The following is a 23,533-nucleotide window of genomic DNA, read 5'->3' as shown; positions in this document are numbered from 1 at the left end:
CTGACTCTTATGTCACGGCGAGGAAACTTCTTAGGCGCAGTCTGTAGATCCAATGCTGAACCTAATCATAGACAGAGTCGGTGCTGTAAACGTATTCAATATTCTAGATAGTTCCGGCAGTGGATCGGAATCGCATCTTCAGTCTACAATGGACGAAGATCTAATATTAGAGTACATTAAGGAAATCGAAAACTTAGTTCGTGTTTCCGTTGCGATCCATCAAAAATCGGCACAAACCCCAACTTTAGAAACCGACATTCTTCATGATCTAAAGATCTTGGGAGAAACTTTTTACGATCAGTTCTTTCCTGCTGCCATCCAAGAAAAACTCAGACTTACTACTGAAAAGTATCTTCACTTTAATATAGATCCTAAATTAGGAGTGATCCCGTGGGAACTCCTACATGACGGCACTTGTTTTCTCTCTGATAAATTTTATATAGGAAAGACAGTTAGAGGAGAATCTAGCAGCGGTGCTTTCAAAGAAAAAGAAAAACTCCGTATGCTCATTATCGCTGATCCAACAGAGGATCTAGAATGGGCACAAAAAGAAGGAGAGCAGATCTTTAGGGTTTTAAGTGAGAAGGTACCAAGCTCCAGATTAGAAATCGAATTCATAGGCGGACGCCAAGTTACTAAGCTAAAACTTCTTTCTTTGATCAAAGGAAAGAATATTATCCATTACTCGGGACATTTGTATTTTTCCGATGATCCTTTAGAAAACGGATGGTTGATCTCGGAAGGAAAAATCCTGAAAGCAAGAGAGATCAAAAACTCTGGATTTAATACTGACATGGTATTCTCTAACTCTTGCCAATCTAACAAGAGTGCTACTAGAAATCTGAACGCAGACCTGATGAATAATTTTGCCGGATCCTTTTTGATGTCCGGGATCAAAAGTTTTATCGGTACAAATTGGGAGATAGCTGATAATCAGAATACGATCGATTTCACGATCCAATTCTACACGAACTTATTTGCCGATAGAAGTATAGGAGAATCCTTATATTTAGCAAAGGAACATGCTAGAAGAAATTACGATCCAAGCGATCTAACTTGGACTAACTATAGTCTTCATGGTCAGCCAATCATTAGAGTGGTTTCCGATCCTACAAAAGGTAAACCTGTCCATAAGATCATTAATCCTTCTTTAATATTTAAATTTTATCCGAACCCGATCGCGGCATCTTATTATAAATTCACTGAAAAACAAAAAGAAGAATCGCTCACTTCCTATCAATTGATGGAATATTTGATCTTCGCTTTTGAAGAATTTTCAAAAGTGATTGGTGGAATCTTATTCAGCGATCACCAGAATCATTCTTTAGGAAAGTATATCCCGAACAATCCGGATGATGCTTATAATACGGAGAGATGGTGGGAACTAATGTTCCAATGCCTACATGATTTCAGAAAATTAGAGATCACTCCTGTTGTTACGGACCTTCCCGAAATACTTTTTGCGAATAAGGATACAATCTCCAAGATGATCAACTGGATCGATCTCTACTCCAAAGGACAGATCCAACCTGAATCTGCAGATGGATATCTGATCACATTCCAGTATTATTTTGAAAATCTTCTTACAGAGTTAGAGGAGCTGGAAAGGATTAGTATCTTCTTAGTTTCTACCAACTCGAATAACCACCTATTCTTCCGAGGAATAAAATCCGAATCTTCTCTTGTTGCTGCTCCAATGATCAAACAAGATTTTATTGGAGAGCAAATAGAAAAGTACAGAGGAAAGGTAATCGTTTTTCATGAAGATAGAATGCAGATCTTCCCTCTAAACTGCAATATAGTCGAAAATCCTGAGACCAAAGAATTGGAACTCGCGTTCTTAGGATTTCTTCCTTCTAAGCCAGGAAGCCTGCCTCACGGCGGTTTATAAGAAGTGGGGCTTTGCCAACCTTCTGCAGATGTTCCGTTTTCTTGCGGAGCCTGCTGCGGATTATTTAATCTAGAATTAAAACCGGATCAATTCAGGACTTTATTAAAAGATAGGACTGAAACTTTCAAAGAGTCTGTCGACTTCTCCAAACCATATACGATGGCTGAATTCAGAAAGGTTCGAGAAGAAGCAGAAAAAAATTACATTAAGAAAGACCCACTCACATATAACTGTCCCTTTTTAGGAATGCTTACGGAAGAAGTTTCGGGACCTTTGCCGGAGATCAAAGCCAGAACTAGGATTGGATGTATGATCCATCCTGTTTATACAGGAGATCCACGTAGCCAAAATTATTCCTTTTATGGGGCATCCATCTGCCAAGCCTACGATTGTAGGAACAAAGAAAGAAATTTTGCGGATGAATGGGAGAACGTATTCTCCGAATTTGCGGATGATTCTTTTTCTTATTCTGCTCTTTCGTCGGATTATAAAAGTATAGATTTGATAGAAGGTTATCTGACTGAAAAAGGAATCCCTTCTTCTGAATGGTTTACTAACTCGAGAGAAACTATTCTTAAGATCCTGAAGATCAAATTCGAACAAAATATTTCCTTATGGAATACTTCTTTCGAACTTGATATGGAAAGTCCTCCTCCAATCTCTTTCAAAGAAAGATTGGAGAAATGGTTGGGCCTGGAATCGAATGATCCCAGGCTTTAAGTTAGTTTTGAAAATTGATTTGGATTAGTGGGGAAGGATAAAAAATAAAAGGTAATATCTCAATCGTTAGAGTTTTTCTTACCGAATTCTTTTTTTGCTTCTTCTACTTTAGAATTCACTTGGCCGGCAAGACCTTCCACAGAACGTAATGCGTCTTCGATATACTTTCTAAGATTGTTTGCAACTTCGCTTTGGTCTTGAGAACCTTTTGCGGAGAGCTCTTTAAATTCTTTTTCCACTTTTAAAAGAATACTGTCCGCTTGTTCTCTCAGGGTTTTTGCCGCTCCGATCGCGAAATTCAGTGCTTCTTTGATTTCCTTTTCCATACTTTTGATCCCTATGTATTCTATGATGATTATGCGCCGCACAACGGCTTGTCAACAACTTACCGACACTAAGAAGGCATAAAAAAGGAGTAAGGGGAAATCCCACTTACTCCTTCGGAATCAATCCGACTTTTTAGAGATTAGCCTATACTTGAGGTCCAAACGCTGTGAAGTCGAAGTCTTTAGAACCTTCTACATATTTTTTGAAGTTCTCAATAAACATGCCGGCAAGCTTTTTAGAAGACTCATCGTAAGCAGCTTTATCAGCCCAAGCCTCACGAGGATCCAGTATAGAACTATCCACACCTTCTACGGTTTTAGGATATTCTACTTGGAAGATCGGGTGTTTTACAAACTGAGCTTTGTCGATGTTTCCATTCATAATCTCGTCAATAATTTTACGAGTAGAAGGAAGGTTCATCCTCTTACCAGTTCCGTAAGCTCCACCAACAAGTCCTGTGTTCATCATATATGCGCGAACATTATGTTTACGCATCTTTTCTCCCAACAACTTAGCATAAACAGTTGGGTGAAGTGTCATGAACGCAGCTCCGAAACAAGCGGAGAAGGTTGCAGTAGGCTCTTTAACACCTCTTTCAGTCCCTGCAACTTTCGCAGTATAACCAGAAAGGAAGTGATACATCGCTTGTTCGATAGACAGACGAGAAACAGGAGGAAGAACTCCGAATGCATCGTAAGTCAAGAAGATGATCACTTTAGGATGGCCACCTTTAGAAGGAACTTGGATGTTTTTGATATGGTAGATCGGGTAGGAAACTCTGGTGTTTTCGGTTTTAGCAGCGGAAGTATAATCTACAACTTTCGTTTTTTCGTCGTAAACTACGTTCTCTAAAAGAGCGTCTCTTTTGATTGCTTCGAAAATTTCAGGCTCCGTCTTAGGATCCAGGTTGATCACTTTCGCGTAACAACCACCTTCGATATTGAAAATTCCATTATCGTCCCAACCGTGCTCATCGTCTCCGATCAGTTTACGGTTCGGGTCAGTGGAAAGAGTAGTCTTACCAGTTCCGGAAAGTCCGAAGAACAGAGCAGTGTCTCCATCCTTGTTTCCGATATTCGCGGAACAGTGCATAGAAACGATCCCTTGTAATGGTAACTTATAGTTCATTACAGAGAAGATACCCTTCTTCATTTCTCCGCCGTACTCGGTTCCGCCGATGATACAAAGTTTTTTTGCAAGGTTGAAGATCACGAATACTTCTGAGTTCAGGCCATGCTCTTTGTATTTTTCGTTTTTCACTCCGCAAGCGTTGATGATAGTGAATTCAGGAAGAAGGTTAGCCAACTCTTCCTTGCTAGGGCGAAGGAACATGTTGGTGCAAAAATGGTGCTGCCATGCTTTTTCGGAAACTACACGAAGACCAATTCTGGTCTCAGGGTTTGCTCCTGCGTATCCGTCGAATACGTAGAGTTTTTTTCCGCTAAGATAGTTTACACATTTTTGATAAAGCTCTTCGAATACTGCTTCGGAAGCTTTAAAGTTAATATGAGACCACCAGATATTCTTGTTAGAAGAAGGTTCATCTACGAAGTATTTATCTTTTGGAGAACGTCCGGTGAAAATACCGGTATCCACCATCATGGTTCCGTTAGAAGAAAGAACGGTTTCACCGTTATTCTTTTCGTGTTCGAAAATTTCGTCGTATGAAAGGTTATGGAAGACTTCGGAGGGCTCTATACCGAGCTCCTTCAGTCCCTTCACTTGCGCTTGGGCCTGCATTTGGCTCTCCTTATTGAGATCGTATTTCAATTTTTTTTCGGGGGAAGATACCGTCAATTCGGAACCGGGTCGAATTTGAAGGCAATTCCTAATCCGACCCGTATTCTGTCACTTTAGCGACTGGTTATTGCTGTTGTTGCTGATCTTGGAAGTCTTTACGATTTCCGAAATCATCTCCACGACCCTCGCTTTTATCGCCTCTGTCTTGGTAATTGCCACGGTTCTGGTTTTTGTTTTGGTAATCTTTACGGTTACCTCTTTCCTCGTTTCCTCGGTCACCACGATCGTATCTATTTCCACGATCTTCTCCGCGTTCTCCGCCCTTACCACCTCTGTTTTCTTTTTCAGGGGCGCGTTCACTTTTGTCAAAGCCGCTGTTTCCGTTAGCTTTGGTGAATATCATTTTTCCGGCTGCAGTTTGGATGATAGAAGTAACAGTAACTTTCACTTCTTTACCGACTAGATGTCCGCCGTTCTCTATCACTACCATGGTTCCGTCTTCTAAATAGCCGATACCTTGGTTTTCGTCCTTTCCTTCTTTGATGACTTGGATAGCCAACTCTTCTCCAGGAAGAACGACTGGTTTTAATGCGTTAGCCAAGGTGTTCAGGTTAAGAACTTTTACTCCTTGGAGTTCTGCTACTTTGTTCAAGTTGAAGTCGTTAGTTACGATCTTTCCACCGGTGTCTCTAGCAAGTTTGATCAACTTAGCATCCACTTCTCTAGTATCAGAATAATCTTTGTAAGTGATCTTAACTTCGATGGAACCTTTTCTTTGGAGTTTGTTCAACATCTCCAAACCACGACGTCCTCTTGCTCTTTTGATAGGATCAGAAGAGTCGCTGATTAGCTGGATCTCTCTTAATACGAAATTAGGTAGAATGAGAGGACCATCGATAAAATGTGTATCAGCAATATCTAATATTCTTCCGTCGATAACAACAGAAGTATCCAGAATTTTATCTCTGACTTCGTCTTTACCGATAGAAGCAACACCAAATGCATCCACTAGAGAAGTAGATCCACCACCGCCTCCACCGAATACAGCAAGGCCAGGTTCTTTTGCGAATGACTTACCTGCTCTAGCTCCGAAAAGACCTAGGATCAGGTACAATGCAAGATTCAATTCCTCGAAACGAATGATAGTTCCAATAAACCAAGCTAGGGCAAATCCTAATAATGCACCCACACCTACACAAAAAATAACGTCACCGCGAAGTTTTGGAAATAGTTTAGTTTCACCGAACAAAAGTACGAGAGAAATTACGAGTACAAGCCCAGCACTGGAGCCTGAGAATACAAACTCTTGAGTTTGTTTTTGCGTTACAAAGAACGACACTAAGGAGAGTAGGACGGCCGTTAGACCTTTATAAAAATACGCCATAACTCAAATCCTTTTAAATAAGATTCGAGTTTTATCGGAAACTATTCTTCGTCTATGTCGACTGCTGCTACGGGAACTCTGTCTCCCGGAGCGAATGTACTAGCTAAAACATCTGACACTAGGTTCCCAGCTTCTTCTTGGGAAACCCCTTTGCTTAGGGCGACTTCCATCTTCACTAAATTATACGCACTTTCGTACAATTTACGTTCCATGATAGACAGTTCTTTACCGTTTGCCCTTCGGAATAAATTCCTGCACACATCCGCCACTTCGAAAATCGATCCGGACTTTATTTTGTTCAGGTTGTTTTGGTACCTGATCTTCCAGTCCTCTTCAGTATCGACCTCGTCTTTCTTGAGTAGATTGATAACTTTTTTGATATCCTTCTTGTCGATAATCGGTCGAATTCCGACCTGTTTTGCTTTATCGACCGGGATCATCACCTTCATCTTGCTACCCTGGATTTCCATTACGTAGCACTCTTTTTTCTTTCCCAGGATAACCTTTTTAGAGATTTCGGTGATTTCACCTACCCCGTGGATCGGATATACGACGTAGTCACCTACGCCATGATCGTAGCCAGATTGTTTCTTTTTGCCAGCCAATTAGTATTAAGACTTCCGTTAAAACTCTGCCCAGAAATATAGCAAATTTTGAGGCAAAGTCAAGGAAAAAATGAGTTTAAGCTAAGATCTGAACTTAGTTCGAAAATTCAGATCAAAATTGAAGTTTGTGAATAGAAGTTTTGTGAAAAATGGGATCGTTCAGAGGACGAATGGATTCCAGAGCCTTGGTAGCTTCTTCTTTTCCGTAAAAATATCCGAGGAATAATTCTCCATCTTTGGATCTGAAAAATCTTCCTTGGAACTCAGGTTTTGCTCTAAGCAATTTTTTTCCAATTTCCATCGCTTCAACCGAATCTTCAGTTGGGATAGATAGGAAATAATTTTCCTTATCTGATCTAGCCGGAAATTTGAGTCCTGGGTTCTTATTTGAGTTGGAAGAAGAAGTTTCAGTAGAATTCTCGCTCACATTAGAGCGTACAGTTTCAGAAGAAGAATTTTCTCTTTCTTCTACGGACTGTTCCGTTCTTACATTCTTTCCCGCATTGTAAAAAGACTGAGTTTCGTTTTGAGCAAATGCCTGCTCCTTCTGATCCAATCTAAGACCGACTACTACCCCGCCCGTAAAAAGAGAAATTGCTCCCACCAAAACCAAAAAAATAGATCTGGAGCTTGGGAAAGAACGGATTGGAGAATTTCCTCCCCTCACATGCTGGATTGTTTGCACGGTTGGAAAAGACTCTCCCTGACGTGGGGCCGGACCTCTGGTTCCGGATTGTCTCAGTCTTCTGGAATAATCTATATTTTGCATATTGCGTCCGGGAAAACCTGTCTCTTTTCAAATATCGGCAGGATTCGCCGTTTCTTCGCAGTTTTTTTATGCGCAGCTTTGGAGCGAAAAATAAAAAAGCCGGAGAGATTTCCCCGGCTTTTTGCAACAAACCTTTCGGTTGTTTGCTTGTGACTTAACTTATCCCACCAAATAAAGAAGAGGGAAGAGGTAAATCCAGATCAAGTCTACCACGTGCCAGAATAGACCCACACCTTCCACAGGAGTGTAATATTCAGGACCAACTTGGTTTTTGATAACTTTCAAAAGCACCCAGAAGATCAGGAATGCGCCTGCAAGAACGTGCAAACCGTGAATACCGGACATTACAAAATAAAATCCGAAGAACAAAGGCCAGTTTTTGGTTTTTTCCAAAAGAGTCAGGTGTTCGTACTCAGTCTCGTCCAGATGAAGCTTGTGTTCTCTTTCTACAACGCTAAGTTTATTAGCTTCTGCAAGTAGAGCACCAACTTTAGTTACCTTCTCACCGGAAGCGCTTAACTCTTCAGTGTAAGCGTATTTTCCAGGAACCGTACCCACATGGAACTTATGAGTATATTCGAAAAACTTAACGACCATGAAGATCGCAGCACAAGCAATAGTTACTGCAAGAGCGATGATCGCTTTATTTTTCAAACCTCTTTGCACGTAGTTAATTCCAAGTGCCATAGTGAAAGAACTGAATAGAAGAACTACTGTGTTCAATGCACCCAAGACAACGGAAAGCTGCTTACTTCCCGCATGGAAAACTTGAGGATAAAGAGAATGATAGATGGAATATCCTACGAATAGTCCACCGAACATTAGGATTTCTGTAACAAGGAATAACCAGATCCCTTGTTTAGAAGATTCGTACTGATGTTCTGCGCTATTAAAATGATGCGCGTGATGAAAACCACCCGAGTGATTAGCGGTACTCATAAGGCCCTCCGGTTATTACTGGGGTAGATTCAAAATTTTCATGAGGTGGAGGAGAAGCAGTAGTCCATTCCAGAGTTTTTCCTCCGAAAGGATTGTTTCCTGCTTCTTTTCCTTTTAAGAGTGCATGGATCACTCCAAAGAGTCCGACCAAAAATCCTGTTCCGATCAACCAAGATCCGAAAGTAGACATTTGGTTTAACTCGGTGAATGTAGGAAGATAGTCATAATATCTACGAGGCATTCCCATATTTCCCAAAATGAATTGAGGGAAGAAGGTAACGTTAAAGCCTGTGAAGATAAAGACCCAAGAAATTCTTCCGAGTAGGTCGCTATAGATTTTTCCGGTAACTTTAGGGAACCAGTAGATTAAAGCGCCCATAAGAGCCATTAGAGTTCCACCAACCATTACGTAATGGAAGTGAGCCACCACGAAGTAAGTATCGTGGAAGTGAACGTCCATACCAGTAGATGCCAGATACACTCCAGTCAATCCACCGATGGTGAATAAGAACATGAAACCGATCGCATACAACATTGGAGCATCCAGACGGATACTTCCTTTATACATAGTCGAGATCCAGTTGAACAATTTGATCGCTGTAGGAACCCCTACAAGCATTGTGATGAAGGAGAAAAGAACTCCAGCAAACTCAGATTGTCCGGAAACGAACATGTGGTGTCCCCATACTAAGAAGGAAACCCCAGCGATCGCTAAGGAAGAGTAAGCGATTGCAGTATACCCGAAGATCACTTTACGAGAGTAAGTAGCGACTAACTCGGAAATCACTCCCATCGCAGGAAGGATCATGATATAAACCGCAGGGTGAGAATAGAACCAGAAGAAGTGTTGGAACAGAACCGGATCTCCTCCCAATTGAGGATCGAAAATCCCCACTCCGAGAGTTTTCTCTGCAATAAGTAGAAGCAGAGTAATCGCAAGAACTGGAGTTGCCAATACTTGCAGGATCGCAGTTGAGTAAAGTGCCCAAACCATCAGAGGAATTCTGTTCATGGTCATTCCAGGCGCTCTCAGCTTGTGAGTAGTAACGATGAAATTCAGACCAGTTAAAATGGAGGAGAATCCAATGATGAATACTCCAAGAACCATCGGAATTACACCCAATCCGGTCTTGATAGAAGAATATGGAGTGTAGAAAGTCCAACCGGTATCTACGTTTTCCAAGAATAGAGTGGAACCTGTGATCGCGGCACCGATCATCAGCATGTACCAGCTCATTAAGTTCAATCTTGGGAAAGCAACGTCTTTTGCTCCAATCATGATCGGAAGAACGAAGTTTCCGAAAATTGCAGGAATACCAGGAACGATTACCATGAACACCATTATGGCTCCATGGTAGGTCATCATTCTGTTATAAACGTCTGCAGAAAAAAGTGTTTTTCCAGGTGTGAATAATTCTGCGCGAACTAATAGAGCGAAAACTCCTCCTAAAAAGAAGAAGCTCATGATCGCGACAAAGTACATGATCCCGATACGCTTATGATCTAAGGTCGTAAGCCAGGACCAAATCCCCTTTTGGTGATTCAGGTAATTATGTTGCTCGTGGGCCATTGTCCGTAATCCTATTTAAGCGTCTTAATGAATTCGATGATGTCCTTGATCTCGTCTTCTTTGATTCTTCCTTGAAAAGAAGACATCGCAGGAGGGAAACCAGCTACAATCTTAGCTGTTGGAACAAGGATGGATTGTTTGATATAAGCATCGTCCGCAACTACAGAAGATCCGTCTGCGAAGTCTCTCTTATTACCATAAAGACCTTTGAAAGAAGGTCCAACAATCCTGGATCCGTCGATGGAGTGACATCCGCTACATCCAAGGCTTCCTTTGAAAAGAGCTTCTCCTCTTTCTGCAGGTCCTTTGTTATTAGCGCCCGCCATTCCAGCCAGCTTTTCAGCCTGCCAAGCAGCGAATTGTTCACCATCTACCACGCGGATCGTAGCCATCATATTGGAGTGTTTAGTTCCGCAATACTCAGTACAGAATACTGTGAAGTCTCCTTTCTCGATCGGAGTGAAAGTGAAAGTTGTTCTTCGGCCGGGAACCGCATCCATTTTGTTCCTGAACGCAGGAACATAGAAGCTATGTAGAACGTCGTCAGAAGTAAGAATGAAACGAATTGTTTTACCTACAGGAACTACAACGATCTCAGGTTTGAGAAGTGTAGAGTCCGGATCATCAGCTACTAACTTTTTATCAGTAGGGCTATTAATCTCGATATCATTCGCGTATTTGAAAGTCCAAGCCCATTGACGAGCAGTTACGTGAACCTCAACATCTCCTTTCTCTCCGACTCTGCGAAGATCATGAAATACACTCCATCCCCAAGCGAAGATGATCATCATGATCACGAAAGGTATGAAGGACCAAAGAAACTCAGCAAGAGTATTGTGCGTGATGTACGCACTTTTCTGGTCTTCAGTTTTTCTTCTATACTTGAAAATGAATATTACCATTCCCCCAATGAGAATGATAAAAGAGATAAGGCCCGAAACAAGAAGGAAGATATAGAGGCTGTCTACATCTCCCGATTCTTTAGTCGCTGGAACCGGCATGAAGCTTGTCGCCGTAATAAAAGAGAACCAGTTCATCGGATCGAAATCACTCCTTCCTTATTTATATTGTACTAGACGAGTTTTGTTTCTTCCAAAAGCGGAATAAGAACGCTGCAAGGATAACGACAGTGAGAAAACCGCCGATTCGCATGATATTGAACGCGTATAATGTATACCTATTTTTGGATGGATCAAATTGGAAGCAAAAAAGGGCAACACTGTCAGTCAAATCGCCGATTTTACCGTTTCCGGCCTCTACGAGAGATAATCTCAGAGTCCTTTCTTCCATTGGGATCCCTTTTAAATATCTGGAAATTTGCCCTTCAGGGGTAATCACATAGGCAACGGAAACATGCACCCATTGATCATTATAAGGATTCCATTTGTAGCTAAAACCTAAACTGGAAGATAAAGCCTTTATTTCAGGATCATTTCCGGTTAAAAAACTCCAGCCAGAACCGTCCCCTCTTCCATAATCTTTCACATATACTTCTTTTTTCGCTTTTGCTAGATCCGGTTTTTCTTTTGGATCAAAGCTTACTGCAACATAATTGAATTCTTTTCCTACTTCTAAATTCAATTCTTTAAGTGCGGTTGAGATCTCATTCAGGTAGAGACTGCAGAGTGTAGGACATCTATAATACACTAAGGTAAGAAGAAGCGGCTTTCCTTCTTTCAGATAGTCGCCGATGCGCACTTGTTTGCCTTGCTCATCTACGAAAGATAAATTCTTATCTATATAATTTCCTAATTTTTCTTCTAGACCCACACCTTCAAGCTCAGCAGGAACTGCGTGAGCAGGTAATTCTCTTTCGGTATCGAAGGATAGAAGGGATAGGAATGGTAGAAAAAGAATAAGAGCCGCAGCTATTCTAAAAAATCTCCGCGGATGATTGGAGGAGAACAACGTTCTATCCCGGATTCTTTCCTTACTTCGCTGCCGAAGTGTGGGAAGGAACTACTTCATTATAATCTTTAACACCTTTGTGGAATGCAGAAAGATAAACGAAATAAAGAATGTTAGCGGTCAACACGACCACGAATGTCCAAAAACCTGCCTTGTTGTAATGGTCTCCGTTTTGGCTCATGGAATAGCTCCTAAAAGTATCAGAAAAAAACGTTTCACTTAGTAAAAAGCGAAAGATACCAACCAGTTTTGGAGACCTGTCCTTTTTTTGAAAGCGTTTTTGCTTTTCATCGTTTTCAACCATTTAGAACCGACATAAAAAGCTTCTGACCGAAGGTCGGGACAATAGAACAGTCGTTCTTAGAATCTTGAAATGTTCTTTGCATGAGAATTAGTCTCAGATCAAAATTGAAGCTTTCGTTTTTCAAACATCAAATCTCTTGCCCCAAATCAATCACGCCCAAGTATGGTAAAGAAGAGCTCGGATTCTCCGCAAAAACAGAATGATCGCTTCTACTTATTCTCATTTCAGAAAGTTTTCTCTCTTTCTGGTAATCTATTCAGTTTTAATTTTTCTAAATTTATTGTATGGCCCTCTTGTAAGAGCTACTGATTCAGGACTTGCTTGTCCTGATTGGCCTTTTTGTTTCGGTAAAGTTTTTCCGGACTTCGACTTTAATATTTTTATGGAAGTCGGACATAGATATTATTCGGGATTTTTAGGAATTGTTCTTATTGTAGGTGCCATCTGGGCAGCAATCGTTCCCGAATTAAGAAGACCTTTCTTAGGTTTTTTTATCATCGGGATATTACTCATCGCTTCTCAAATTACTTTAGGGGGATTAACTGTCCTTCTTTCTCTCGATCCAGCAACAGTAAATCTTCACTTATTGAATGCGATTTTATTTTTACTCTGCATAGTTACTGCGACTTTCAAAGCTCGCCATCTTGCAAACTCCGCAGGTTCAAATGAATTCCTAACAAAACAAAGTTTATTTCAGAAGGACCAAATACCTCTTCTGGTCGGAGTATTATTAATTTTCTTCCAGATCATTTTAGGAGGAAGAGTAAGTTCCAACTACGCGGGACTTGCTTGTTTGGAATTCCCAACATGTAATGGAGAATGGATCCCTTCGGTTCCGGAACCTAAGATACAGATCCAAGTTCAACACAGATTAGGCGCCTACTTGGTCGCATTTTATGTTCTTCTAATAAACCTTTATGGAATATTCAAAGGATTCTCTGCGGAAACTAAAAAATATGTGAGAACAGCGATCATCCTGCTACTCATTCAGATCGGTCTGGGAGTCTTGAACGTATACACAAAACTACTAAAACTAGTGACCGCTGCTCACACCGGAGTTGCCATTCTTCTTTTCTTATCAATATATGCAGTTTGGGTACAGAGAGCTTCTGAGCTGTCTAAGAGTAAGGTTTCATAAATAGAATGAATAGTTTTCTTTCAGACTGGAACCAAATGATCAAACCAAGGGTAAGTTCCCTGGTTTTAGCAACAGCCGTGCCTGGTTTATATCTTGGTGGTTCTACAGCACCTAGCACACTTCTGGTCTTTATGACTATGCTAGGGACTTTTTTAATGTCTTCTGCATCTTTTATCTTTAATCAGATCATAGAAATAGATAGAGATTCTAAGATGAAACGAACTGCAAATCGTCCGCTCCCTGCAGGAAGGATCAGCGCTATTCAGGCTTGGATCGTTGGATTTGCGATGACGTTCGTAGCGTTTGGGATCTTATATTATTTTGCAAACTTGCTGACTGCGATATGTGCGTTTGCAGCACTTCTCGCTTATGTTTTTCTTTATACAATTCTTTTAAAACCAAGAACACATCAGAATATTGTAATTGGTGGAGTAGCAGGTTGTGTGGGACCTTTGATCGGTTATGCAGCTGTTAGTAATTCCTTACCTTTACCGGCTTGGATTTTATTCCTGATGATCTTTCTCTGGACCCCAGCACACTTCTGGGCGCTGGCAATCTTCTTGAAAGAAGATTATAGCGACGCAAATTTTCCAATGCTTCCCGTAGTGAAAGGTGTAAAGGAAACTGGACGTTCTATTTTATTCTATACAATTTTGTATGTAGGATCAGTGATCGCGTTCTATTGGGCGGAACCTTCCATGGGCTGGTTATATATGATCTCCTCAGTGGTATTGAGTATCTCCATACTTTATCTTTCCGTAAAATTATTCCAGAATCCAGAACCAAAGTTTGCCAGAGGATTTTTCTTCTTCAGCATTCTTCACTTGTTTTTAATCAATATTTTAATTCTGATCGATCATTCCATCCCTGCCTAAACTTAAAAGACCTTCGAATCGGTTTTTCGGTCAAAAAATTTCATCTCATTTTTTAAACCTTTCAGAGTTGACAGTCGCTTAATAGCAGATAGTTTTCTCTCCTCAAGAGGTTTTTCCTATGATCGATCTTTCGAATTCGGTTCGCCCTTATGTCCTAAAACTATTGGTGGTTTTAGGGTTAGCATCCTTCTCGGGCTCTCCAATTTTTTCTCAAAGCAAACCGGGAGAATTCGACGCAGAATTGTATGCTCAGTTAGTGCGACAAAGTAATGTACAGTTCACAAATCTGATCAAATCAAAGACTGTACTTTCAGATCATAAAGGTTGGAAGAAGCCGATAGACAAAGCATTCGGTAAACTTTCCAAAAATTCGGGCAATCCTCCTTTTCCTCTAGTTTACAAAATTGTAAAAGAGCCCAGCTTCAACGCTTTTGCAATGGCAGGAGGACAATTCTGTATTCATTCAGGTGCACTGGATTCTTTAGATGAGATCATCAAACAAAAAGAAGCAGACGCGGCTCAAAAACTGGACTTTCATCGCGAAAGATATATTGCAGGAGTATTGTCTCACGAGTTAGCTCACTTCTATAATAAACATGTTTTCAATAGTGTAAAAAAGTTTTACGCACTCAAAGATGAACCTTCTGGAAAAGCATTTTTAGAAAACAGCAAGTTCTCCCAAGAACAAGAGTTAGATGCTGATCAAACCGGATTATTCTTATTAGACAAGGCAGGTTACGGTGGTGACTTCATGCTAGTCACTCTCCAAACTTTGAACGAAGTAGAACAATCTTATAAAGAAGCATTAGCTTCTTCTAAAGCGGATAAAACAAGACCTGAACTGATAGGTTCTCATTATTTTTCCAGCCACCCTTCTCCGAATGAAAGATTATCCAGACTTAAAACGGATAAACAAGAACTGTATGCATTCTTAGCTAAGATGGAAAAAACATTCGATGATATCCAGTTAGGAAGAAATTTAGATGATGCAAGATCCAACTTGGAAGACGGGATCAAAAAATTCCCAGAGAATACTTATTTAAGCAAAGCTCTAGCTGTTTGTATGCACAAGATCTGGATGGCAACCGCTTCTAACGAAGAATTAAAATTAAAACCCGTATTGGACATGCCTTCTTTTAGAGACACTATGGTGTTTCCTCCGGACAAAAGTAAACGTGCAGTTATGAGGATTGTTCCTGGAAACGAAGCAGCTTATAATCGTGCACTCAAAGCATATAGAGAAGTGATTGTGAAAACAGATGATCCTTACTTTCTCTCCAACTATGCAGTACTACTTTCTTATTCCGCAGATGAAAAAGATTTAGATGTGGCAGTTAATGTTGCAAACCAAGCTTTCCAAGCAGAAGGAACTGTTGCGTTAGCAAATAACTTAGGAGTAGTTCTATTCTGGACTGATAAGAGAGAAGAAGCCAAAGAACTTTTCAATCGTCTTGCTCTTTCGATCGATCAAAAAATCAGGACTCTTGCCAATCAAAGTGGAAACAATCCTCAGATTGCTCAGTATCTAAAAACAATTGGGCAGTCGACTGCTCAAAAACAACAGGTGGATCCTGATTATATTTATGAGAATTTCACTCCGATTTTAAACATAGCACTTGTAGAATCTTATTCTGCAGTTGATCCAAAATCAAAAGGACTCGCTAGTTATTATCTAACCAATTATGATTCTACTTCTGGTTGGGCAAAAGTATTAGCAAAGATCCATTCAATCGAACTCACTGCTCCTACAGCTCCGAATGAGGTGAATGCTTTTAAAGTAGGAGGAGTCGGTCCTGGAGATAAATTAGAAGATCTTCTGAAAAACTGGGGAAAACCTACACGTATCAAAACAGATAAAAAAAGCGGTTTAGAATACTTTGAATACGATAACAAAGAGACTGCTTTCATCTTAGATATGGGAACTGTAGTTCAGGTGAATGTAGTAGGAGATAATAGCCCTGGCTTAGGACAAGGGATCACAGTTGGATCTTCTAAACCAGCTGCAGAAAAACTTTTGGGCTCTAAGTTCAGAAAACAAGGTGAATATCATGACTACTACGAAAAAGGAAAAGCATTCGTGAAGTATAACAAACACGGAAAGATAGATCTGCTAGTGGTTCAGTGATCTATCTTTAGAAATAAACCTTCTAATCAAGATACCGGTTCCGGACACTAAAACTGCCGGGACCCAAATATACAAAAGTTCTGATTGGATCACAATCCAACCCCTTTCCGTAAAAAAGTTTTTTGGACCGATAGGAGAAACTCTGATCGGTCTATATTCAAAAAAGATCCTTTCAGAACTCCAAGGAATAAAAAACCCAACTCCCAACCCACCTGTGGTCATCGCATCCAATACTCCGTGAGAGATTGCAGACACAAAAAGAAATAAAAAGATAGTAAGCCAACTTGTCTTCAGTTTGGTCCTGAAGAATGCCACAATGCAGGAGGCGATTAAAGCAAATAAGATAGAATGAGTAAATCCTCTGTGACCCCAATCGCTTTCGTATGGAATTCCAAATTTGAATGCAACCACGTCAAAATCAGGAAGAATGGAGAAGAATATTCCGAAAATCGCAAGTAGGACCGGGACCTTCTTTTTTCCGAAAAATAGGAAGAGAGATATAGGGACTGCCGGATGGGAGAATATTGTGGCCATGATTTAATATATCAAGTCCTGCAACGGACCAGACTCCCATCCTTGCGGAAAAATATCTTCATCTCCATTCCTTTTTCAGGAGCCTGGGCATGATAATCCAATTTGCATTCGGATTCAGAAGGAGAAAAAGGATTTCGAGGAAGTTTTTCCTTAGAACACCAAAATCTTTCCTTTTCGGAGCTATATAATTTCCAATCGGAAGGGTAGAGAGGAGTAATTCCTGCATCTAAAAACAGATTTCTGGAAAGTTCCTGAGGCTGGTAAGGACTTCCACCTCCGTGAACTCCTACAAACATATCTACCCTATCATCTCGGATATATAAAGGTGATCCTGTATCGTTTAGGCAAAAATACCCATCATGGTACTTTCCATTCTGCATTTTGATCTTTTTGTCTTTGATCTTAGGAATGAAAGCGAGCGTTCCGATCACCTTGGATTTATTGCAGGAAGAAATTCTAGTTCCGATCTTCTCGCATAGATCCTTAAAACTCACGGCCAAGGTGCGGTATGGAAATACTTGGTAATTATATCCTGCTCCCCAACCCCATTCTAGATCATAGAGTTCGTATTTTCCTTCTCCGGCGAAATGGTATTTCTTACCATCTTTTGCGATGCCGGAACCTTCCCAGCGTACTTGTTCTAGAAATGTAGCGGATGCTCTGCCAATTTCTTTTCCAGAAGGAGAATATGCTGCCACTTCCGTTCCAGGAAATGCTTCTTCCAAAGCCAAATGATAATACGTAGGATAATAAGCTCCCAAACTCGTTGGTTGGAATTCCGACAAACGTTCCAGGTCTTCTTGGGAGAGAAATCTTTCTAAAGGCTTAGGAGAATGATCCAGAGACGTCTGCATGGGTCGAAATGCATGTTGGTATGCCAAAGGTTTCAAATTGGTCCTTGGATAAATGCATGACTCTTTAGAGCGACGTATCTTAGAAGTTTCTGACTTGGTAAATGGATCTTCTAAAATGACTGCTTCTCCGTGAAATACACGGATGCCATGTTCCTTTTCAGGAAACTTACATTCACAACCCTCCGGAGAGTTAAGGCAGAGTACTTTTGCGTAAACTGGTGGAGTGTTTTGGCTGAATTGGGAACTGGAGAATAAGGATAAGAGTAGAAGGTAGAGTAATATCCCGCTCCCAAGAGGGAGCGGGACCAGTTTCTTTAGAAAAAAGAGCAATTAGATATTGCTCTCTCCTTCGCTGGAACCGCCAGTTGGGAACAGGCTTGGTGCAGGCGTAGGTTCTGGGGTCGCAACTGGAGCAGCAGGACGAGGCGCCGGTTTCTTTGGAGCAGCTTTTTTCTTAACTACTTTCTTTTTAGGCGCAGACTTCTTCTTAACTGCTTTCTTCTTAGTGGCTTTAACGACCTTTTTTTTCGCTACTTTCTTCTTTGCCGCTTTCTTCTTAGGTGCGGCTTTTTTCTTTGCTTTCTTCTTAGCTACCATGGTATAGATACTCCTTGTATCTGGGGAATCTTTCCGTTATTCCTAGAGTAAATTTCCACTCGTAAGACTTACAGCCAAAAGAGTAAAACCTTTTTTCATTTTCTTTCGTTAAAGCAATCTAAAACATTTCATAATGTTTCATTTCTATCTTAAGTTGCACTGAATGAGTATCCTAGATCGGTAAATCTCTCTTCAGGAGAGCGAAGTCGATGGCTAATTAAGAAGGTTTTGACTAAACCTTTTCCTTTCACCTTGATCTCTCCTCTTTCTGTTAACGCAAAATCGGATTTAATTAGTTCAGCAGTGGATTCTGTGACCTGAATTTCTCCCGGAACACCATGAGATTCCATACGACTCGCTAGATTTACTGCATCTCCCCAGATATCGTAGATGAATTTTTTAGTTCCGATGACTCCGGCAACTACTGGACCAGTATTAATTCCTATCCTCATACGCAGTTTAGTACCCATTTTCTTGAGTTTGAATTTAGAAAGAAGCTCCTTCATGTCCCAAGCCATATGAGCTACAAGCAAAGGATGTGCTTCATTCGGTAAAGGAAGGCCTCCAACCGCCATATACGCGTCTCCGATGGTCTTAATCTTCTCCAAACCGTATTTTTCTGCCAGAATATCGAAATGAGAGAATACATCGTTTAAGATGCGTACTACGGACTCGGGTCTCATCACTGCAGAAAGTTTAGTGAAACCAACGATATCCGCAAAAAGAATAGAAACATTCGGATAACTATCTGCAATTAGCCCCGTGTTCGACTTCAACTCCTGAGCAATAGAACCCGGAAGAATATTCAGAAGTAATTTTTCGGCCTTATCCTGCTCGATACGCACCTTTTCATAAGCATCTGCAATCTCTACCCTTGCTTTCTCATTGTCTGCAAGTGTAGAACGTACTGTTCCTAAGACCAGATTGTAACGTTCCGCAATCTGGCCCACTTCTGTAAATGGTTCAACAGGAACATCCACTGCAAGGTCCCCAGTTTTTCTCTGGTAATCCATAGCTAAGAATAGGTCGATCAGCTCCGTCGTTGCTTTATGCTCGGAGATATTCAGCCCCATTCTTTCTTCGTCCCCATCCACCCGGAGCGGGAAAAATTTATTAATTAGGTAGAAGATCAGCAAAGAAAGTCCGAATGCAAATCCTCCTACAGAAAGGATTCCCAATAACTGAGTGAGAATAAGAGAGGACCTTGTTACATTATGCCCAATCAGGTTCAGATCGCCAAAAATTCCTACAGCAATCGTTCCCCAAATTCCTCCGATCAAGTGGACAGGGATAGCTCCCACTGCATCATCTATCTTCAATTTTTCTAAAAGTTTTTCCGCAGGAAGAACAAAGGAACCCGCAATACTACCTATGATGGCGGACTGAATTGGAGTAAAACAATCCGCTCCTGCGGTGATGGCAACTAATCCAGCCAAAGATCCGTTCAATGGAGCAGTCGCTTCTGGAAATCCTTTGATCAACCACGCAGCCAACATAGCAACCATGAGAGAGAATCCGGAAGAGATGATCGTATTCAGTATAATGCCCGGAACTTTTTCGTTAAAACCTAAAGTACTTCCCCCATTAAATCCCATCCATCCGAACCAAAGAAGAATTCCACCTAACATCGCCATAGGTAAATTACTTCCGGTCACAGCCTTAGGTGGTTCATTCTCCGGAAATCTTCCTATCCTTGCTCCTACGATAAGAAGAAGTGAAAGTGATACCCAACCCCCCACGCTATGAACCAAAGTGGAACCAGCGAAGTCGTGAAATCCTCTCGCGGCTAACCAACCATGATTCTCATCTGTTAAACTTCCTCCCCAACACCAATGACCGGCGATCGGATAGATCACCCCTGAAATGAGAGCGGTTGCAAATAGGTAAGAATGGAATTTTAATCTTTCTGCAACTGCTCCTGAAACTATAGTCGCAGAAGTTCCACAGAAAACTAGTTGGAATAAGAAGAAGGTAGGAGGCCAAGCCTTACCTTCTGGAAACACAGGAGCAAATAAAGAAGTTCCAATGAGTCCGTTCCATGTGACTCCGAACATGAGTCCAAATCCGAATGTATAAAAAAGAAGAGTAGCTACTCCGAAGTCCGCCACGTTCTTGATAGCAACGTTAATGGAGTTCTTTGCTCTGGTAAGTCCAGATTCTAATACAAGGAAACCACCTTGCATGATTAGCACCAGTCCTGAACATACCAAGACCCAAAGTATATCTAATAAGCTCTTTTCTAAGATCATAGAAAAGGTTCCCCCGAATGATTCCTGTTAACTGTTTCGCTTATCAATGTAAATTATCGGAATCATTTTATTCTAATCTAACAAGAGGCAAGCGGGAAACCTTCGGATAATGTAACAAAGAAGGATGATAATTGCCCAGAAACCCACCCCTCACTTGAGTGAGTTCTACGTTCTAAAGAGGACATGGCTCCTTCTTCAAAACCCAAAACTTCTCAGGTTTTGATAGAAAATTCGATTTTTCTGAAGAACAGTGTTTATTTCGAACGTAACGACCGTTCTACAAAGTCTTATAGATAACGGCTAAAGCAGGCGCTTCGAAGGAGAAAAAAGCCTTTCCCTCTAAAAAGCCTGTTTTAAACAAGGACTTAACTCTAAAAAACCGAGATGTTGGTATAATTCCATGAGGGAAATCAAAACCGTAACCGTTCTTGGCGCAAATGGGACAATGGGCGCCGGATCCGCAGCTATCGTAGCAGCCTTCGGTAAGGCAAAAGTCCATATGTTAGCCCGTGACGTAAACAAGGCTAAAGAAGGGATCGAAAAAGCTATTTCTTCCATCAAAACGGACACTATCCGTCCTAGATTAATTCCTGGTTCTTATGACCAAGACCTGGAAAAAGCAGTCTCCGAATCCGATTGGGTTTTCGAGCTTGTTGCAGAAAGTTATGAAGTAAAAGAACCGATCAACAAAAGGATCGCGAAAGCTCGTAAACCGGGCACTATCGTATCCACTGTTTCTTCCGGTCTTTCTATCGCTCGTCTAGCAGATGCTTTCGACGAAGACGGTAAAAAACATTATTACGGAACTCACTTCTTCAACCCTCCGTATAAAATGATCCTTTGTGAATTAGTAACTCACGCAGGAAATGATAAGAAAGTTACCAAAAAACTTGGCGAGTATCTGGATAAAACTCTAGGCCGCGCTGTAGTTTATACGAATGATACTCCAGCATTCGCAGGTAACAGAATCGGATTCCAGTTGATCAATGAAGCTGCTATCAAAGCGGAAGAGTATTCCGACAAAGGTGGTATCGCACTTATCGACGCAATCATGAGTGGATATACCGGAAGAGCAATGGCTCCTCTAGACACTGCCGACTTCGTTGGTTTGGATGTTCATAAAGCAATCGTAGACAACCTCTATGAGATGACTAAAGATGCTGCACATTCTACGTTCAAACTTCCTGGTTATTTCCAAAAGTTAATCGATAAAGGTGACTTAGGAAGAAAGTCCGGACAAGGTCTTTACAAAATGACCAAAACTCCTGACGGCAAAAAGGAAAAACTATATTACGATATCAAAGGTGACCTGTTTGTTCCGGTCCCTAAATTTGATATTCCTTTTATCAAAGCAGCTAACAGCAGGATAGGCGAGGCTGATTATATCGGCGCAATGAATATCGTAAAAGAAGCGAAAGGTCTGGAAGCAGATATCGCTCGTTACTTTATCGCTCGTTACGTAAGCTACTCTCTTTCCATCGTGGGAGAAGTTGTAGATACTAAAGAAATGAGCGACCTTGCAATGGGAACTGGATTTAACTGGGCACCTGCTTCTGCATTCGTAGACTTCTTAGGCGGTCCTAAGGAAGCAATCAGTCTAATCACTAAAGCAAAACTTCCTGTTCCGGAAGTATTGGCAAAAGCGAAAGCGGGAAAACCTTTCTATCAACTGAAAGATATTTTAGACGCTCGTTCTCTTTTTAAAGGATAATAAGGGAGGAAAGATTACATGAAAGATGCAGTTTACGTACTCGGCGGAGAACAAACAGACTTCCAACGTAACTGGACTAAAGAAGGAAAGACCTTCATGTCCTTGTTCAGGGAAGCCGTTCAAGACGGACTAGAAAAAGTAGGTCTTACTCCTGACGAAATCAAAAAGTTAAACAAACAAAATCGTATCGGTGTTTTCATCGGAAACTTCGACGCGGAACAATATGCAGTCCAAGGACATTTGGGCGCTTTCTTAACTGAAGTAGATCCTTGTTTCTTTGGAGTTCCAGGCGCTCGTTACGAAGCAGCTTGCGCTTCTGGATCTGTTGCTCTTGATGCAGCTCAAACCAAACTTCGCGCTAAAGATTATGATGTAGCGATCGTTGTTGGTATGGAGATCATGAAGACAGTTTCTTCCTCTGTTGGAGGAGACTTCTTAGGAACCGCAGCTTATTACGAAAAAGAAGCAAAGGGAGTTCAATTCCCATTCCCTAAACTTTTCGGAAAACTCGCAGACGTTCTTTTAGAACGTTATAAGTTAGATGAAAAACGTTATATGGGAGCTCTTGCGGAAATTTCCAGAATCAATTACGCAAACGCAAAACGTAACCCTAAGGCTCAAACTCGCTCTTGGTTCATGAACAACGAACATGCAAACTCAAGAGGTGGAGAGTTCAATATGGCAGTGGGTGGACGTCTTGCAATCACCGACTGTTCTCAGGTAACTGACGGCGCTGCGTTAGTAGTTCTTGCTAATAAGAATTACGCAGAAGAATTCGCTAAGAAAAAAGGAACTAAACTTTCTGCTTATCCTAAGATCAAAGGATGGGGACACAGAGTTGCTCCAATCACTTTCGAAGCGAAAGTTGCTGAATCTAAAGGTGACAAATGGGTTCTTCCTTGGACTCGCCAAACTGTTAAAGATGCATTCGATCGTTCCGGTATGAACACTAAGGACATCGACGTTTTCGAAACTCACGACTGTTTCACTTCTTCTGAGTATGCAGCAATCTCCGCATTCGGGATCACTCAACCAGGTAAAGAACATGAAGCAATCGAAGACGGAGTGATCGACTTCCATGGTAAAAAACCGATCAACCCATCCGGTGGACTAATCGGAGCGGGACACCCTGTTGGAGCGTCCGGTGTTAGAATGATGTTAGACATCTACAAACAAGTTACTGGAACTGCAGGTGATTACCAAGTAGAAGGCGCTAAGAATGGGTTGATGCTCAATATCGGCGGATCAGCTACTACCAATTACGTGTTTGTAGTCGGAAAATAATTTCCTACT

21 protein-coding genes are annotated in these 23,533 nt (G+C 41.2%); 7 read left to right on the top strand and 14 right to left on the bottom strand.

The features are described from left to right. The first annotated feature begins 52 nt into the window (after positions 1-52). Together B1C82_RS12020 and B1C82_RS12015 are read left to right on the top strand one after the other, a co-directional pair. Positions 53-1,891 carry a CHAT domain-containing protein gene (locus tag B1C82_RS12020; RefSeq protein WP_086447793.1) on the top strand — a complete coding sequence of 613 codons (1,839 nt, stop codon included), beginning with the start codon at positions 53-55 and terminating at the stop codon, positions 1,889-1,891. A gap of 3 nt (positions 1,892-1,894) precedes the next feature. Further along, positions 1,895-2,611 (top strand): hypothetical protein, encoded by a 717-nt coding sequence (locus B1C82_RS12015; RefSeq protein ID WP_086447792.1) that lies wholly within the window; start codon positions 1,895-1,897, stop codon positions 2,609-2,611. Between the two features lie 59 nt (positions 2,612-2,670). Here the strand turns inward: B1C82_RS12015 and B1C82_RS12010 are convergent, their stop codons facing one another. From B1C82_RS12010 to B1C82_RS20690, 10 genes are all read right to left on the bottom strand, one after another. After that, positions 2,671-2,937 carry a phasin-related domain-containing protein gene (locus tag B1C82_RS12010; RefSeq protein WP_008595105.1) on the bottom strand — a complete coding sequence of 89 codons (267 nt, stop codon included), beginning with the start codon at positions 2,935-2,937 and terminating at the stop codon, positions 2,671-2,673. A 145-nt stretch (positions 2,938-3,082) separates the two neighbouring features. Beyond that, on the bottom strand, positions 3,083-4,678 hold the full coding sequence (pckA, locus tag B1C82_RS12005; protein WP_086447791.1) for a phosphoenolpyruvate carboxykinase (ATP): 1,596 nt from the start codon (positions 4,676-4,678) through the stop codon (positions 3,083-3,085). Between the two features lie 124 nt (positions 4,679-4,802). Further along, positions 4,803-6,062, bottom strand: a complete 1,260-nt coding sequence (locus B1C82_RS12000; protein ID WP_086447790.1) for a PIN/TRAM domain-containing protein — start codon at positions 6,060-6,062, stop codon at positions 4,803-4,805. A gap of 41 nt (positions 6,063-6,103) precedes the next feature. Further along, positions 6,104-6,667 (bottom strand): CarD family transcriptional regulator, encoded by a 564-nt coding sequence (locus B1C82_RS11995; RefSeq protein ID WP_086447789.1) that lies wholly within the window; start codon positions 6,665-6,667, stop codon positions 6,104-6,106. 112 nt (positions 6,668-6,779) lie between these two features. Then, complete coding sequence (locus B1C82_RS11990) at positions 6,780-7,436, bottom strand: hypothetical protein (RefSeq protein WP_086447788.1); 657 nt, start codon at positions 7,434-7,436, stop codon at positions 6,780-6,782. A 159-nt stretch (positions 7,437-7,595) separates the two neighbouring features. Beyond that, positions 7,596-8,375 (bottom strand): cytochrome c oxidase subunit 3 family protein, encoded by a 780-nt coding sequence (locus B1C82_RS11985; protein ID WP_086447787.1) that lies wholly within the window; start codon positions 8,373-8,375, stop codon positions 7,596-7,598. After that, positions 8,362-9,945 (bottom strand): cytochrome c oxidase subunit I, encoded by a 1,584-nt coding sequence (gene ctaD / locus B1C82_RS11980; protein ID WP_086447786.1) that lies wholly within the window; start codon positions 9,943-9,945, stop codon positions 8,362-8,364. Before ctaD ends, B1C82_RS11985 begins: the two co-directional genes overlap by 14 nt. Positions 9,946-9,956: 11 nt before the next feature. Continuing rightward, the gene (coxB, locus tag B1C82_RS11975; protein WP_199775757.1) at positions 9,957-10,982 is read right to left on the bottom strand and encodes a cytochrome c oxidase subunit II; all 1,026 of its coding nucleotides are present in this window, start codon (positions 10,980-10,982) and stop codon (positions 9,957-9,959) included. Positions 10,983-11,007: 25 nt separating this feature from the next. Then, a complete protein-coding gene (locus tag B1C82_RS11970) occupies positions 11,008-11,817 on the bottom strand; it encodes an SCO family protein (protein ID WP_411550326.1) in 810 nt (269 codons plus the stop codon). 58 nt (positions 11,818-11,875) lie between these two features. Beyond that, on the bottom strand, positions 11,876-12,034 hold the full coding sequence (locus tag B1C82_RS20690; protein ID WP_165780220.1) for a hypothetical protein: 159 nt from the start codon (positions 12,032-12,034) through the stop codon (positions 11,876-11,878). 322 nt (positions 12,035-12,356) lie between these two features. On the opposite strand from B1C82_RS20690, the gene B1C82_RS11960 reads away from it, so the two are divergent. The 3 genes from B1C82_RS11960 to B1C82_RS11950 all read left to right on the top strand — a co-directional run bounded on the left by B1C82_RS11960 (position 12,357) and on the right by B1C82_RS11950 (position 16,295). Next, complete coding sequence (locus tag B1C82_RS11960; protein WP_086447782.1) at positions 12,357-13,295, top strand: COX15/CtaA family protein; 939 nt, start codon at positions 12,357-12,359, stop codon at positions 13,293-13,295. Between the two features lie 5 nt (positions 13,296-13,300). Beyond that, a complete protein-coding gene (cyoE, locus tag B1C82_RS11955; RefSeq protein ID WP_086447781.1) occupies positions 13,301-14,170 on the top strand; it encodes a heme o synthase in 870 nt (289 codons plus the stop codon). Positions 14,171-14,288: 118 nt separating this feature from the next. Further along, positions 14,289-16,295, top strand: coding sequence for a M48 family metallopeptidase (locus tag B1C82_RS11950; RefSeq protein ID WP_086447780.1), 2,007 nt, complete (start codon positions 14,289-14,291; stop codon positions 16,293-16,295). Here the strand turns inward: B1C82_RS11950 and B1C82_RS11945 are convergent. From B1C82_RS11945 to amt, 4 genes are all read right to left on the bottom strand, one after another. Beyond that, entirely contained in the window at positions 16,281-16,829 is a 549-nt protein-coding gene (locus B1C82_RS11945; RefSeq protein WP_086447779.1) for a metal-dependent hydrolase, read from the bottom strand. The genes B1C82_RS11950 and B1C82_RS11945 overlap by 15 nt on opposite strands. An 11-nt stretch (positions 16,830-16,840) precedes the next feature. Beyond that, the gene (locus B1C82_RS11940) at positions 16,841-18,013 is read right to left on the bottom strand and encodes an RlpA-like double-psi beta-barrel domain-containing protein (RefSeq protein ID WP_086447778.1); all 1,173 of its coding nucleotides are present in this window, start codon (positions 18,011-18,013) and stop codon (positions 16,841-16,843) included. Then, entirely contained in the window at positions 18,014-18,280 is a 267-nt protein-coding gene (locus B1C82_RS20750; RefSeq protein WP_010513955.1) for a hypothetical protein, read from the bottom strand. Between the two features lie 149 nt (positions 18,281-18,429). Further along, the gene (amt, locus tag B1C82_RS11930; RefSeq protein ID WP_086447777.1) at positions 18,430-20,529 is read right to left on the bottom strand and encodes an ammonium transporter; all 2,100 of its coding nucleotides are present in this window, start codon (positions 20,527-20,529) and stop codon (positions 18,430-18,432) included. A gap of 400 nt (positions 20,530-20,929) precedes the next feature. Here amt and B1C82_RS11925 point away from each other — a divergent pair, with 400 nt between their 5' ends. Continuing rightward, positions 20,930-22,240 carry a 3-hydroxyacyl-CoA dehydrogenase family protein gene (locus tag B1C82_RS11925; protein WP_086447776.1) on the top strand — a complete coding sequence of 437 codons (1,311 nt, stop codon included), beginning with the start codon at positions 20,930-20,932 and terminating at the stop codon, positions 22,238-22,240. A gap of 18 nt (positions 22,241-22,258) precedes the next feature. After that, on the top strand, positions 22,259-23,524 hold the full coding sequence (locus B1C82_RS11920; RefSeq protein WP_086447775.1) for an acetyl-CoA acetyltransferase: 1,266 nt from the start codon (positions 22,259-22,261) through the stop codon (positions 23,522-23,524). Positions 23,525-23,533 lie beyond the last annotated feature (9 nt).

It is taken from the genome of Leptospira venezuelensis (genome assembly GCF_002150035.1).
Classification (GTDB): domain Bacteria; phylum Spirochaetota; class Leptospiria; order Leptospirales; family Leptospiraceae; genus Leptospira_B; species Leptospira_B venezuelensis.
The sequence above is the reverse complement of the archived record's forward strand: the minus strand, read 5'-3'. Positions and strand labels throughout refer to the sequence as shown.

What these genes read in the sequence shown, in the direction of transcription:
- B1C82_RS12020 (WP_086447793.1), top strand. Translation starts at nt 53, where the DNA reads ATGCTGAACCTAATCATAGACAGAGTCGGTGCTGTAAACGTATTCAAT.
- B1C82_RS12010 (WP_008595105.1), bottom strand. Translation starts at nt 2,937, where the DNA reads ATGGAAAAGGAAATCAAAGAAGCACTGAATTTCGCGATCGGAGCGGCA.
- pckA (WP_086447791.1), bottom strand. Translation starts at nt 4,678, where the DNA reads ATGCAGGCCCAAGCGCAAGTGAAGGGACTGAAGGAGCTCGGTATAGAG.
- B1C82_RS12000 (WP_086447790.1), bottom strand. Translation starts at nt 6,062, where the DNA reads ATGGCGTATTTTTATAAAGGTCTAACGGCCGTCCTACTCTCCTTAGTG.
- B1C82_RS11990 (WP_086447788.1), bottom strand. Translation starts at nt 7,436, where the DNA reads ATGCAAAATATAGATTATTCCAGAAGACTGAGACAATCCGGAACCAGA.
- B1C82_RS11985 (WP_086447787.1), bottom strand. Translation starts at nt 8,375, where the DNA reads ATGAGTACCGCTAATCACTCGGGTGGTTTTCATCACGCGCATCATTTT.
- ctaD (WP_086447786.1), bottom strand. Translation starts at nt 9,945, where the DNA reads ATGGCCCACGAGCAACATAATTACCTGAATCACCAAAAGGGGATTTGG.
- coxB (WP_199775757.1), bottom strand. Translation starts at nt 10,982, where the DNA reads ATGAACTGGTTCTCTTTTATTACGGCGACAAGCTTCATGCCGGTTCCA.
- B1C82_RS20690 (WP_165780220.1), bottom strand. Translation starts at nt 12,034, where the DNA reads ATGAGCCAAAACGGAGACCATTACAACAAGGCAGGTTTTTGGACATTC.
- B1C82_RS11960 (WP_086447782.1), top strand. Translation starts at nt 12,357, where the DNA reads ATGATCGCTTCTACTTATTCTCATTTCAGAAAGTTTTCTCTCTTTCTG.
- cyoE (WP_086447781.1), top strand. Translation starts at nt 13,301, where the DNA reads ATGAATAGTTTTCTTTCAGACTGGAACCAAATGATCAAACCAAGGGTA.
- B1C82_RS11950 (WP_086447780.1), top strand. Translation starts at nt 14,289, where the DNA reads ATGATCGATCTTTCGAATTCGGTTCGCCCTTATGTCCTAAAACTATTG.
- B1C82_RS11945 (WP_086447779.1), bottom strand. Translation starts at nt 16,829, where the DNA reads ATGGCCACAATATTCTCCCATCCGGCAGTCCCTATATCTCTCTTCCTA.
- B1C82_RS20750 (WP_010513955.1), bottom strand. Translation starts at nt 18,280, where the DNA reads ATGGTAGCTAAGAAGAAAGCAAAGAAAAAAGCCGCACCTAAGAAGAAA.
- amt (WP_086447777.1), bottom strand. Translation starts at nt 20,529, where the DNA reads ATGATCTTAGAAAAGAGCTTATTAGATATACTTTGGGTCTTGGTATGT.
- B1C82_RS11925 (WP_086447776.1), top strand. Translation starts at nt 20,930, where the DNA reads ATGAGGGAAATCAAAACCGTAACCGTTCTTGGCGCAAATGGGACAATG.
- B1C82_RS11920 (WP_086447775.1), top strand. Translation starts at nt 22,259, where the DNA reads ATGAAAGATGCAGTTTACGTACTCGGCGGAGAACAAACAGACTTCCAA.